At 41.7% G+C, this 12,778-nt stretch carries 13 protein-coding genes and 2 pseudogenes; 5 read left to right on the forward strand and 10 right to left on the reverse strand.

All coding sequences use genetic code 11. The features are described from left to right. Positions 1–82: 82 nt before the first annotated feature. Together ACYTXL_RS06130 and ACYTXL_RS06135 are read right to left on the reverse strand one after the other, a co-directional pair. The gene (locus tag ACYTXL_RS06130) at positions 83–2,344 is read right to left on the reverse strand and encodes a cation:proton antiporter domain-containing protein (RefSeq protein WP_461923930.1); all 2,262 of its coding nucleotides are present in this window, start codon (positions 2,342–2,344) and stop codon (positions 83–85) included. 411 nt (positions 2,345–2,755) lie between these two features. Beyond that, a complete protein-coding gene (locus ACYTXL_RS06135; RefSeq protein WP_461923931.1) occupies positions 2,756–3,574 on the reverse strand; it encodes a class I SAM-dependent methyltransferase in 819 nt (272 codons plus the stop codon). 108 nt (positions 3,575–3,682) lie between these two features. Here ACYTXL_RS06135 and ACYTXL_RS06140 point away from each other — a divergent pair. Both ACYTXL_RS06140 and ACYTXL_RS06145 read left to right on the forward strand, forming a co-directional pair. After that, positions 3,683–4,369: pseudogene (locus ACYTXL_RS06140) on the forward strand (class I SAM-dependent methyltransferase). Between the two features lie 202 nt (positions 4,370–4,571). Next, positions 4,572–5,264 (forward strand): Uma2 family endonuclease, encoded by a 693-nt coding sequence (locus ACYTXL_RS06145; protein ID WP_461923932.1) that lies wholly within the window; start codon positions 4,572–4,574, stop codon positions 5,262–5,264. Between the two features lie 23 nt (positions 5,265–5,287). On the opposite strand, the gene ACYTXL_RS06150 is transcribed toward ACYTXL_RS06145, so the two are convergent. The 3 genes and pseudogenes from ACYTXL_RS06150 to ACYTXL_RS06160 form a co-directional block, all read right to left on the reverse strand. Then, positions 5,288–5,566, reverse strand: coding sequence for a hypothetical protein (locus ACYTXL_RS06150; protein WP_461923933.1), 279 nt, complete (start codon positions 5,564–5,566; stop codon positions 5,288–5,290). Between the two features lie 314 nt (positions 5,567–5,880). Beyond that, positions 5,881–6,459 (reverse strand): annotated as a pseudogene (locus tag ACYTXL_RS06155) (Uma2 family endonuclease). A gap of 40 nt (positions 6,460–6,499) precedes the next feature. Beyond that, positions 6,500–6,967, reverse strand: coding sequence for a VOC family protein (locus ACYTXL_RS06160; RefSeq protein ID WP_461923934.1), 468 nt, complete (start codon positions 6,965–6,967; stop codon positions 6,500–6,502). A 76-nt stretch (positions 6,968–7,043) separates the two neighbouring features. Between ACYTXL_RS06160 and ACYTXL_RS06165 the strand changes: the two genes are divergently transcribed. Further along, a complete protein-coding gene (locus tag ACYTXL_RS06165) occupies positions 7,044–7,517 on the forward strand; it encodes a DUF4385 domain-containing protein (protein ID WP_461923935.1) in 474 nt (157 codons plus the stop codon). Positions 7,518–7,707: 190 nt separating this feature from the next. Here the strand turns inward: ACYTXL_RS06165 and ACYTXL_RS06170 are convergent, their stop codons facing one another. The 5 genes from ACYTXL_RS06170 to uvrB form a co-directional block, all read right to left on the reverse strand. After that, positions 7,708–7,887 carry a DUF4160 domain-containing protein gene (locus ACYTXL_RS06170; RefSeq protein WP_461923936.1) on the reverse strand — a complete coding sequence of 60 codons (180 nt, stop codon included), beginning with the start codon at positions 7,885–7,887 and terminating at the stop codon, positions 7,708–7,710. A gap of 86 nt (positions 7,888–7,973) precedes the next feature. Beyond that, positions 7,974–8,321, reverse strand: coding sequence for a DUF5615 family PIN-like protein (locus ACYTXL_RS06175; RefSeq protein ID WP_461923937.1), 348 nt, complete (start codon positions 8,319–8,321; stop codon positions 7,974–7,976). Beyond that, positions 8,311–8,694 (reverse strand): hypothetical protein, encoded by a 384-nt coding sequence (locus tag ACYTXL_RS06180; RefSeq protein WP_461923938.1) that lies wholly within the window; start codon positions 8,692–8,694, stop codon positions 8,311–8,313. Before ACYTXL_RS06180 ends, ACYTXL_RS06175 begins: the two co-directional genes overlap by 11 nt. A 354-nt stretch (positions 8,695–9,048) precedes the next feature. Further along, the gene (locus ACYTXL_RS06185; RefSeq protein ID WP_461923939.1) at positions 9,049–9,189 is read right to left on the reverse strand and encodes a hypothetical protein; all 141 of its coding nucleotides are present in this window, start codon (positions 9,187–9,189) and stop codon (positions 9,049–9,051) included. 213 nt (positions 9,190–9,402) lie between these two features. After that, a complete protein-coding gene (uvrB, locus tag ACYTXL_RS06190) occupies positions 9,403–11,400 on the reverse strand; it encodes an excinuclease ABC subunit UvrB (protein WP_461923940.1) in 1,998 nt (665 codons plus the stop codon). A 253-nt stretch (positions 11,401–11,653) separates the two neighbouring features. Here uvrB and ACYTXL_RS06195 point away from each other — a divergent pair, with 253 nt between their 5' ends. After that, on the forward strand, positions 11,654–12,121 hold the full coding sequence (locus tag ACYTXL_RS06195; protein ID WP_461923941.1) for a hypothetical protein: 468 nt from the start codon (positions 11,654–11,656) through the stop codon (positions 12,119–12,121). A 351-nt stretch (positions 12,122–12,472) separates the two neighbouring features. After that, positions 12,473–12,655, forward strand: a complete 183-nt coding sequence (locus ACYTXL_RS06200) for a CsbD family protein (protein ID WP_461923942.1) — start codon at positions 12,473–12,475, stop codon at positions 12,653–12,655. Positions 12,656–12,778: the final 123 nt, after the last annotated feature.

Below are 12,778 nucleotides of genomic sequence, written 5' to 3' on the forward strand. Positions count from 1 at the left end.
ATCGCGCTGCTTCACCGCTCCGCGTCTACGTTAAAAAAATTGACTTTGACAAAGAGTTAAGCCTTAACCCAAACGTATTGGACTATGGGGTAGTAATTACCGCTACTGGGCAATGGGCTTTACTCAAAATTGCATCCACTCTGTGACCGAAGAAAACGCGACCCGTAACCATTCGGATATTACTCCCGATAATAATTAGGTTTACTTCATTGGTTTGGGCAAACTTAAGGATTTCCCTTTCTGGGCTGGTTCCTTGAAGAATATAGGTTTTGACATCAGCACCCAGATTGCGGCCAATTGCTGCTTGCTGTTCGAGTAGATCACGGGCAATTTCTTTCACTGGAGCTAGCGATCGCTGTTCGTAAAGAATATACTCAACCTGTGGCAAATTAATCACATTAACGATCATCACTAATGCCCCTGTTTGAGCAGCGATCGTACTTGCCATCTCTACGGCATTTTTGCTATATTCTGTCCCCACCGTTGGCACCAAAATATTTTTCAACTGTTGTTGAGCGATTTTGGATATCTCGCCTTTGGGTTGGGGTAGGCGCGACTTCACCACCATCGTTGCACAAGGCGCTTCTTGTACTACCCGGTCTACAAGCAAATTGAACAATGCTTTTTGGGGGCTTATCTGTTCAGAAGCTCCCAGTACAATCAAGTCATAGTTTTTGTTCGCTTCCTTCAGAATTACCTCCGCTTTACTACGCCCAGACTCCGTTTTTGTTTCCAGGATGGTATCAGCAGGTAGCTGCATTTCCTCAGTGATAGAGGCCAGAGCTTGCTCTGCGGCAGTGTCTTTAAACTGGCTTGCCGTTCGACGTGCTTTTTTTTGGGGTTGCTTGTCACTCAGGGCATATAGAGATGTGACTTCTATCGAGTTTTGGTGAGCCATATAACCGACTAATTGCGCCGCGAGTTGGATGTTGGGGCCACCGCTAGTTGGTATTAAGACACGCTGGATTTGCTTGATAAAGCTGTGGCTATCCTGTTCTTCTTGTTCCAAACGTTGAGCTTCCTCTTCACCCATAACCACTTTTGATAAAGTCCAGCGTAAAAGGGGTGGAGCCATTAGGGAAGTAGCGATCGCTACCATGACAATAATCGAGTACATCTGGGGATTCAGCACTCCCAAAGATAAACCAATCGTGGCAACCACAATTTCCATCGCCCCGCGAGCATTCATCCCCGAACCCATCGCCAAACCTTCCCAATGACTCAAGCCGCCGATGCGAGAACCAATATAAGCACCTGTAAATTTACCAACACACGCGACAGTGAGAACAATCAAGCCAAATATCAAGGTCTTGGGAACTAATAGGGTTATCAAGTTAACTTTCAAGCCAGCTGAAGCAAAGAAAATTGGCGCGAGAAAGGCTGCTGTGAAGACTTCTAGCAGATGTCCAGCTTCATTGCTAAAACGGCGGGATTGACCTGCCAGAATCCCCAGCACGAAAGCACCTAATGCTGCTTCTAGACCTAATGCGTGGGTAAGTGCGGCTGCTGAGAGCGAAAGAATCAACACAACCGATATACTCGCAGAGATTCCGCCAACATAGTCATCAACCCACCGCAAAATCTGGTCTACGATGGTACGGCCGATTGTGAAGGCGATCGCTAGAAACAATACTGCTGCACTCACGGAATGGAAAATTGTCCCAAAGTCAAATTTGCCGCTACTAGCTAGACCTGAAACCACCGAAAGTAAAATCCAGCCGATGGTGTCGTCAGTCATCCCAGCAGCTAAGGTGACTTGACCAATGTCACGGCGAATCAGGTTTAAGTCCATCAGCACCTTAGCAATCACTGGTACTGCCGAAATACTCATTGCTGTGGCGATAAACAGACTGAATACCAGTCTCTTATCTGGGTCGGCCAAAAAACTATCTGGTAGTACCCAGCCCAATCCAAATCCGGTGATAAAGGGTACAATAATGCCGCCCAGTGAAATCAGCAAAGCCGTTTTACCCTTACGAAGAATCAGCTTGAGATCCGTCTCCAAGCCAGTCACAATCAGTAAAAATAACACGCCTAACCAAGAAATCACCGAAAGTAAATCAGACTGTTCTTGATTTTTGGGAAAGATGTGCGCCTGTAAGTCTGGAAGCAGCAAACCAAATAGAGAAGGTCCAAGCAGCACACCTGCCAGTAATTCCCCAACAACAGGCGGTAGGTTAATCCGGCGCATCAACTCACCTAATCCCCGCGCTACCAAAAGCAACAGTGACAGTTGCACCAGCACCAATAGCAGCTCATGATGACCGAGAGGTTTAATTAAACCGTCACCTGCTGCTTTCTGTGCAGCGAGTACAGGCACTAACATCAGGGACAGGTTTTGCATATAAGCGTCCAAAGGTGGGATTAAAAATTTTTAATGGGTTGCTTCAAGTTAATCTGAAAATGCTTACTTCCACATCGGTCTAGGAGCTTAAAGTGTCATTATTCTTAACGGGAATATTGATCAGGCGCGATCGCCTGAAGAGGTTGCTTGAAAGGTATTGGGCGAATAGAATTCGCGGCTACACAAGCAAAGTCCACACTTCGACAAGCTCAGTGATCGCCTCCGTGGACTAAGAGAAAATCAACGGTTTTTAACCCAGGTCGGTGGGTTTTCTCTTTATAGCCAAGCCAGTGCGGGAACAGGGGGTTTCCACGCCACTTCCTTCAACGGGGGAAACCCCCGCAACGGAGTGGCTCCCCATGAGCAACTGGCGTGCGATTTCCAATCGCCAGGGCTAGTATTAATTGAGACTTATTTTCGAGCGCGAACAAAGAACTTTGTCGTATCTTCCCAAATACCTTGATCGGTTGCTAGTTTCTCAATTTCTGCTTTGTACTCAACTTGCAACTGATTTAATTGTTCTTGTGATAATTTTGACAGCAGGGGATTACTTTTAAAATTTATATTAATTGCTGTCATAGATAATCTGTTATCCCTAAGAGGTCGATAACGTCCTGATGGCTCAATCTTAATTTCGATATCTCTAAAACCTGCTTGATTGAGCAAATTTCGACATTTTTCTGTAGTCCCAAGTGGTTCAAGGATATGTGGTAGCGAACCGCCCAAAACTCTAGCGCAGATCCTCTGCTGAAGAGATGCCATAAAAGCAGTTTCGGGAGGACAGGTAAATGCCACAAACCCTCCTGTTTTCAAGAAGCGATACCACTTTTGCAAAATAGCAAGGATATCAGGAAAAAGTACAATTGCCTCACAGCAAAAGACAATATCAAAACTACTATCACTAAAGTTGAAGTATTCTGCATCTGCCTCAATCAACTCGATGTTTTGTAATCTGGCTGCTGCAATTTTAAGTCTTGCTTGATGCAACATTCCAGGGGTCATGTCAATCCCAATTACATAGCCATCTGAACCAACTTTTTCAGCTGCGGCTATAGCTACTAAACCTGTTCCAGTCGCCACATCAAGAATTTTCTGTCCCGAATGTAGCGTCACAAATTCAAGTAGAATCTTGGCTTCTAGAGGATGACGAGTACCTGCCTCATGGTCATAAGTAGTTCTACAGCCATAAAATTCTCTTAGTTGCTGCTTATAGCTATCCTGATCAGTCATAACCAAATGTCAAATTTTCTCCACTTTCACTTTATAGTAACTTTTGTTGTGATATTGAGTTGCTTGCTACTGAACCCAACCTTGACAGCACAAGCGGCGTCTTCACCGATGTCTACGACGGGCTACGCCTAAGCAGTTTACGAACAACGGATAATCCATAATCCAGATGGTATTGGCAAATATTACATGGGGCGAGAAATTGCCAAAGTTATGGGATATACGGGTGCTGGCTGGCTAGAACGTCCCAGCCGAGAAGGAGAGGAACAGCCAAGTAAAATAATCAGCCTCCTCAACTTTAAACCTAACGATGTGGTGGCGGATATTGGCGCTGGTACAGGTTATTTGAGCTTTCGCATCGCGCCACTATTAACAGCAGGTAAGGTTTTGGCTGTAGATGTTCAGCCAGAAATGTTAGAAATTATTGAGTTGTTCAAAAAAGAGAAAAATATTACCAATATTGAGCCGATTTTAGCCACCCTTACTAACCTCAACTTACCATCTGAAAGTATCGATTTGGCGTTAATGGTAGATGCTTATCATGAACTTGAGTATCCCCAAGAAGTGATGCAAGGAATTGTCAAAGCACTCAAACCTGGTGGTCGAGTGGTTTTAGTTGAGTACCGAGGTGAAAATCCCTTTATCATGATTAAAGGTCTGCACAAGATGACTCAAAAACAAATCCGCAAAGAAATGCAAGCGGTTGGTTTAGTTTGGCGGGAAACCAAAAACTTGTTACCTCAACAGCATTTAATGGTGTTTGAGAAACCTGATTCTAGCGATTTATTGACAAAATGAAGCTTCGGTGGTAAATCTGTAGAAAAATATGGACTAAGTATATAAGAATTAAATAACATACAATTTATGTCCCTGGCTTACCTCACTGTCAATCCCTCTCCTTATAAAGGAGAGGGAAGCTAGATACAGGATGAAGTTTTGCATTTTATTTAATCCACGTTCCTAAGCCATAATAAAGTAAGACTCTTTGCCAGAGCGGAAAATGATGGTCAACCTATCACTCAAACAGCAAATTCCTCCTTTAGAAAATGGCGATCGCCTCACTCGCTACGAATTTGAGCGGCGCTATCAAGCAATGCCCCGTCATCAAAAAGCAGAATTAATTGAAGGAGTTGTATACTTGGCATCCCCATTACGCTTTGAAAGTCATGCTGAACCACATGGCCATGTAATCGGTTGGTTGTGGACTTATCAAATTGCCACTCCTGGTGTGAGATTGGGAATTGAGCCAACAGTCCGTTTAGATCGAGACAATGAACCTCAACCAGATGGAGTGCTATTAATAACGCCAACATCTCAAGGACAATCTCGTTTAAGTGATGATGATTACATCGAAGGTGCGCCAGAACTCGTAATAGAGATAGCAGCTAGCAGTGTTGCTATTGACTTACATGATAAGAAAAAAGTCTATGGTCGTAATGGGGTAAAAGAATACATTATTTGGCAAGTATTTGAAAACAAATTAGATTGGTTTCACCTGCAACAAGAAGAATATGTGTCTTTAGAAGTAGACGCAGATGGAATTATCAAAAGTCAAGTATTTCCTGGTTTGTGGTTGTCAATGTCAGATTTACTTGCTGGCAATATGCAGCAAGTATTGGCTGTGTTGCAGTTGGGATTAAATTCACCAGAACATCAAATATTTGTGCAGCAGTTATCTGGGGAAGAAAGATAGTCAAATTAATTCGTCATTACGAATTAAGAATTACGAATTACAAGACTGGCGCTTTTGGTTGCACTATCCCAAACTATCCAGCTAAGAGAATTATCTAAATCATCCGGGCTATTTGAAACTTTAAAATACAGCTTTTCTGCGCCTTTAGTTTCAATGGCAAAATCGGCTTTTTGGGCATAAACTACTTTAAAACCTTTGTCTCGCAAACAATACATCGCCCAAGCTTTCAATGATTGCTTGTATGGTTCGTGTGGAATTGGCGGTTTTGCGATCGCATCTTCGATTACTTGAAATATTTGCATAAGTTTACTGCTTATAGGAGATTAACTAGTGTCTTTATATTTTCTCTATTTGAGCCTTTTTAAACATGATTATTATCCAATACGGTTCGGATAAGACTTGATCCCCTCAACCCCCCTTTTTAAGGGGGGCTAATAATGGCTCTATTTCCCCCTTTTTAAGGAGAGCCAGTGCGCTACGGCGGGTTTCCCGACTTGTTCGCTTAGCATCTCCTCTTCTCCCAAAGGGAGAGGCTAGCGCCAAGGGAGAAGGACCTGGCGTGGACTAAGGGGGATCAATAAGTGCCTATGCACCTTAACCAAAGCGTATTGTATTATTATCCCCAAATTTGTTTCAGACTGAGTACAAAATCAGGTAAAATACTTTCTCCAGAAAGAGTTTGAGGTGATTTTAAAAATTCCACATCTTGTCCAGGACGATAAATTTCAACTTCCTGTTTTTTTCGATTTATTAGCTAACCTAAACGACAACCATTTGATATATACTCATGCATTTTTCCTTGAACTTTTTTCAAAGTGTCAGATGGCGATATGATTTCAATTGCAAAGTCAGGACATAAAGGAATAAATTTTTCTTTTTGTTCTTTAGTCAAACTATCCCAACGAGATTTTTCAACCCAAGAAACATCAGGAGAACGGTCAGCACCATTTGGTAAAGTAAATCCAGTTGAAGAATCAAAAACTTCACCTAGTTGCTTTTGTTCATTCCATGATGCTAATTGCAGAATTAAATTCACATTACTTTTTCCAGTTTCTCCTCCCGTTGGTGGCATTATGACTAATGCTCCTTGGGCATTGCGTTCTAATTGTAAATCGGGGTTTTCTTCACACAGATGATAAAACTGCTCTCTTGTCAGTTTAATAATCGAATTAAGGTTTAATGTCAGTGCTGTCATTTAAATATTTACTGTTTTTGGTTGGCTGACAAATAATTTTTTAATACACATCGGGATCGCAACGAATTTCAATCATAAAGCCATCTGGATCGTAAAAATACACCCCTCTACCAGTAGGACGAGTGACTGGGCCGTATGCGATCGCTATTTTATTTTCTCTGATCACTGTCACCGCGCGATCGAATAACTGCGGATCGATGTCAAAGGCTAGATGGTACGCTCTAGTGAAAGTCTTTTCAGGATCTGGATTTGGTGGTGATAATTCTGGTTCCCCAAATAAATCCAAAATTGTCCCATCCGGGGTGATGAAGTTGGCTACTTTCCCAGATGCAACAAGTTCCACTAGGGTTGCGGGTACTTCGTCGCCTATGAGTTCATGCAAACCCAGGATTATGCCATAAAAGTAGCGGGAAGCTTGCATATCCTGGACGTTAAGGGCAATGTGATGCACTTTACGCAGATTTCCTGGCGCAAGGACACTGTTTACAGATTGGGTGCTAGATAGCATAGTAGAACAAAATCTCTTTACTAGGATAGAAGTTGACTTTTTTCTTAAAGTTTATTATTCATAATAAAAATCTATCATGCCATTTGATTATTCTTTAGACTTTAAAAATATCGATTTTCGCCAACATCCTGAACTCTATCGTGTTGGCAAGGGTGAGCAGGGTGTACTTTTGGTAGAACCATACAAATCAGAAATTCTTCCCTATTGGCGGTTCAAAACTCCTGATATTGCTAGAGAGTCGAGTGAGAAAATTTACGAGCTTTTTCTTGTATATCTAGAACAAGATGATTTTGTCGGCGCGGATATGGCACGGAAGTTTATCCAAATGGGTTATACTCGCTCTCGCCGTTACGCTAATCATAAAAGCGGCAGAAAATATAAGAAAAATCCGGAAACTTCAAGCTCTAAAAAAGAGATTCTTCCCTATGAAGTAGATTCAGTTAAAGCGGAATCAGCAGCAATATTTAAAGCCAAGTGGGTACAAGCAAAGACAAATGAGAAATATCAAGAGCTTTTAGCCAAATATAAGCAGATGTATGAGCTAGAGTAAGACTCTATTTTCCTCGTTCCCATACTCCCTATGGGAATGCATTCATTGAGTCTCTGACTCAATTCTGACTCAATATTTAACTGGAGGCAGCAGCCTCTAATCAGCCATTCCCATACTCTTGATGGGAACGAGAGACTTTGATTCGGGGATTGTATCAGTTTGAATCTACCTTTTTTGGGTAAACCCTCTATTACTTTGGAGGCGGATATGGTTCAAGCCAAGTTTTGGCTTCGTCCTTGTGGCGCTCAACGTGTACATGAGGTGGTTGATCGCGATCGCCTGTATAGCAGAAAAATCGATATGAACCAACAGTTAATAGAGTGGGCATTGAAAACAAATGACTCAAATACCCAAAACATAGCTGATGCATAATTGACTGTCAACTGTTAAATACAATCGGAAATCAGCATCAAAGCTATGACATTTAACACTAACCCTTCAAGGAAATATAGTGAATCAGTAGTTCCACTGATTGAGGACAACAAACTGATTTTTAAGTGCATATTCTGTTGCCTCCAAGTTCGCAATCGCCTTCACAATTTCCTGATAATTCATGTTCTTGGATGCATCAGAGCCTTGGTAAACTGCCAAAATTCCTGAATGTACTGGGTTAGCCTCATGCAATTCTTGAAAGTCATTACAATTGCGTGTCAGTAACACTCGCTCATTTCGTCTGGCAAAGTCTAACACAACTGAATCTGGCCGGTTCATTAAATCTACTGCATTGGCTGTGACTATATCATGACCCGTTGCCTGAAGAAGGTTGATCAAATACTTTGCTTGAGAATCTTCGTCAAGCAGCATTCGTAGGCTCAAGTGGAACTCCTTTTGCTTCCAATCGGTAGCGTTCTTCGTCTGCTTCTAGTTTCAGTAGACCTTGATGGCTTTCACAGTAATGAATTGCTTCATGGATAGCAGACAATGGTAAATCCCAATTTTCGGCTGCTTGCTCTGGCGACATCTGATTACTAGTCATATCGTGCCAAACAGTTGAGGCAAGCAGTTTACGCCCTTTAATATAAAGTTGCCTACGCCAAGGGTGAGGATGCAACACTAAATACTGCCAGTTCTCGATTGAACGCGTATTTTGCAATGATTGAATAACAGCACTAATAAGGGCGAGGCGATCGCTCACAGAGAGCTTGTAGGCTTGTTCTTTCAGCTCTTGCAAAGACATAGTATACTGGTTTCCATATAGACAGTTTCACTCATACGGAAGGGCTTTCTAGCCTCCCTATTATAACTTTAACTATCCAAATAGCGTTGTACAAAGAGAGTACCTAAAGAGCTAACGATTGCTATAAATAATTTGTCTTGAAATATGGCGATAGACATAACAAGCAAAACTAAATATAAAACACCTATGTATTTACTCGGTGATCAGCGGCGGCAAGCAATCTCGAACTCAGCAGCGATTTGCAACGGGAGACAAAGCATAGCTTTGGCGGGGGTGGGGTTCTTCGGGTTTAATAAGCAATCAAGCGGACATGATATCACTCACAATATCGAAATACCTTCGTAACACTTGACTTCATTGCTCAGAGGGGAAAACATCAGCTAGAGGAGTCATGTCGCCAGTAGTAATTTCTTGCCTTACCATATCAGCTAGACGATCCCACTGAGCATCTATTGTAGATTCAAACTGAGCATTCCATGCTCGCTCATCCTCCATCTCGGCAAGGAGACGAGCAGCGATCGCATCCTGCTCATCAACACTAGAGTTTTCAGTTGGGCGATGTCTACGACGGGTTACGCCTACGCACGCTCAAGTAAATCAGTCATGGCTACCACATTCTTAAAAGGTAAATGGCATCTTATCTATTATCGCTTCTTGCTAGCAAGTTGAACACTAATTAGGTGAATACTGGTGAGCATAAGATTCACGTTAATGTCCTAGCATTTTATCTCGCAGATGTTTAATGCGATCGCGCAATTTTGCCGCCTCTTCAAATTCCAGTTTTTTCGCCGCTTCTTTCATCTGCGCTTCTAACAGAGTAATCAATTGGGGAATCTGTTCTAATGGCAGTTCATCAATATGTTCATCTACTACTTTCAAGTCAGTTGCATTCAACCGTCGAGACACATCTAAAAAAGACAAAATTGCATTACTTGATTTTTTGATAATCGATTGTGGTGTAATCCCATGCAGTCTATTATGTGCCATTTGAATCCCCCGCCGCCTGTCTGTTTCATCAATGGCTTTAATCATGCTGCCTGTCAAATTATCAGCATACATAATCGCTTGTCCCCGGATGTGACGCGCGGCTCTACCAATAGTTTGAATTAAGGAACGTTCGGCTCGCAAGAAACCTTCTTTATCTGCATCCATGATTGCTACTAGAGAAACTTCGGGTAAATCCAAACCTTCCCGCAGCAAGTTCACTCCAACTAATACATCAAATGTACCTTCGCGCAAATTCTGCAAAATCTCAATGCGCTCTATTGAATTTATCTCCGAATGTAAATACCGTACCCGAATACTGTGGTCTTGCAAATACTCGGTTAAATCTTCCGCCATCCGCTTAGTTAATGTGGTAATTAACACTCGCTCATGCACGTCAACTCTATCTTTAATTTCTCCCAACAAATCATCAATTTGCCCTTCTGTGGGACGCACGGAAATTTCTGGATCAATTACGCCAGTTGGTCTAATTACTTGCTCAACTACATGATCTTCAGAAACTTCTAATTCCCAATTTCCGGGAGTTGCGGAAACAAAGATACACTGATTCACCTTTTGCCAAAATTCCTCTGCTTTCAAAGGACGGTTGTCAGCAGCACTAGGAAGACGAAATCCATGTTCAATTAAAACTTTTTTTCTAGCTTGGTCGCCGTTATACATCCCGCGAATTTGGGGCACAGTAACGTGAGATTCATCGATAACTAATAGCCAATCTTTAGGAAAATAATCAATTAAACATTCTGGCGATTCTCCGGCTTGTCTTCCTGCTAAGTGACGCGAATAATTCTCAACACCGTTGCAATAACCTACTTCGCGCAGCATTTCCAAGTCGTAGCGTGTACGTTGATCTATGCGTTGCGCTTCTAATAATTTCCCCGCTTGTTCTAAGTCTAGTTTTTGCTGTTTTAATTCGGCGGCGATGTCGTTACAAGCTACTTCTAATCGTTCTTCTGGGGTAACAAAGTGACGTGCGGGGTAGATATTCACCGCTTCTAAACTTTTGAGAATTTCACCTGTCACTGGATCAATATAGCGAATCGCGTCAATTTCATCACCAAAGAATTCGACACGAATAATCCGGTCTTCATAAGCTGGGCCAATTTCTAAGACATCACCCCGGACGCGAAATTTTCCCCGACCCATTTCTATGTCGTTACGGCTATATTGAACATTTGCTAAATCCCGTAAAATTTGGCGTTGATTTACTTCCATACCTATCTGTAGAGGGATGGCAGCTTTCAGATATTCTGCTGGCATTCCTAAACCGTAAATGCAGCTGATGGAAGCAACGACAATCACATCACGGCGTTCAAAAAGCGATCGCGTCGCTGAATGCCGCAACATATCAATTTCATCATTAATCGCTGCCGTTTTTTCAATATAGGTATCGGTAACGGGAATATACGCTTCTGGCTGATAGTAATCGTAGTAGCTGACGAAATACTCGACTGCGTTGTTGGGAAAGAATTCCCGCAACTCGTTACAAAGTTGTGCCGCGAGGGTTTTGTTATGCGCCAGAACTAAAGTAGGCTTGCCAATTTTCTCAATAACTGCTGCTACCGAAAACGTCTTGCCAGTTCCAGTGGCACCTAGTAAAGTTTGGTAACGATTGCCTGATTGGATACTAGCGGTTAGTTGTGCGATCGCTTGTGGTTGATCGCCTGTGGGACTAAAGGGAGCTTGAAGACAAAATTCTGTCATACAGTTTTGCTGGAAATACTCGATCTCATGGTGACGATTTCGCCCTGTATCCATTTTAGCTGGCTGATCAGACCAAATAAATAGTAATAACTTTTTACAAAAATTATTACTTTAAATTTACTTATGTATCACTTTTAAAGATTCTTATATCTATATGAGGTTTTTTAAGGTTAAACTCTAAAGTATATGGGAAAAAATTTCATCTTTCCTTAATTATTGTAAAATTCAATTAACAAATCAGAGGTATTCGTTTATGACTATTAGCAGCACTGGCAAAGAAACCAGTTCTCGGCAAAAGTCTGCCAAGTCTCAAGGGGAAACTACAGAGGAAGTTGAAAATCAAAAAGACCAGAGCTTGAATACAGATAAAGTCGAGGAAGTTACTGAACAGCCAGTGTCGGGATCTTCTGGGCCACTCGTCATTGCTGGAGTTCGTCCCATAGGCCCTAGCGACTTAGAAGTTGCTGAAAAGCTTTCAATTGCTGGGGTGCGTCCGGTTAGCACTAGTACGTTAGAAGTCGTTGAAACTTATAACGCAATGGGTATTCGTCCAATTGGTGCTAATACATTTGACGTCGTTGAAAGTATAAATCTCTCTGGGATTCGTCCAATTGGCTCAAGTTCATTGGTAATTTCTGAAAGCTATTCAACATTCGGTAATCGTCCAATAGCATCAAATGAGGTTGACAATTCTGAAAGCCTGATGGGTTTTCTAGATTAGACAAAACAATATCCCCATAACTTTATTAACCCAGTTTCTATACGGAACTGGTTTTTTTTAGCTAAAGAGTCAAAACTAGAGATGACGATATTTGCAATTATTGTATGTCTTTTAGCATAGACAACTAAGCTGTCCTGGCTTTAATTTACATTCACCCAACAGCCAGAAGGCTGATTACAACTACCTTTCTTAATTACGAATTCCGAATTACGAATTACAAATTATTTAATCTGCCTTGTGGTGGAAGGCTTTGGCAAAAACCTTAAGCTACTGTGTAAAGGTGATAACAAAGGATTTCAAAGTGAGTTTAAAGCTTTGAAATGAACTTACAAGAAAATCAGGAGTACCAAAATGAGTTTAGAAGATCGCGCTAAAGCAACTGCTAAAAATGTTGAAGGTAAAGCCCAAGAAGCATTAGGAAATATCACTGGAGACCCAGAAGATAAAGCGAAAGGTAAAGCAAAGCAAGCTGAAAGCGAAGTAAGTCACGGTATTGAAGACGTGAAAGATAATGTGAAGAAGAGCATTGACTAACAATTCATAATTTTTTTGCAGAAACTCTAGGGATATAAATGGGATATATCTCAGCTTTGCAAAAAAATATGAGCTATTTGAGAGTCAAGCTAAACTCTTTTCAGATTCTCTGCTCAAGAAGTA

This window comes from Nostoc sp. (genome assembly GCF_054880495.1).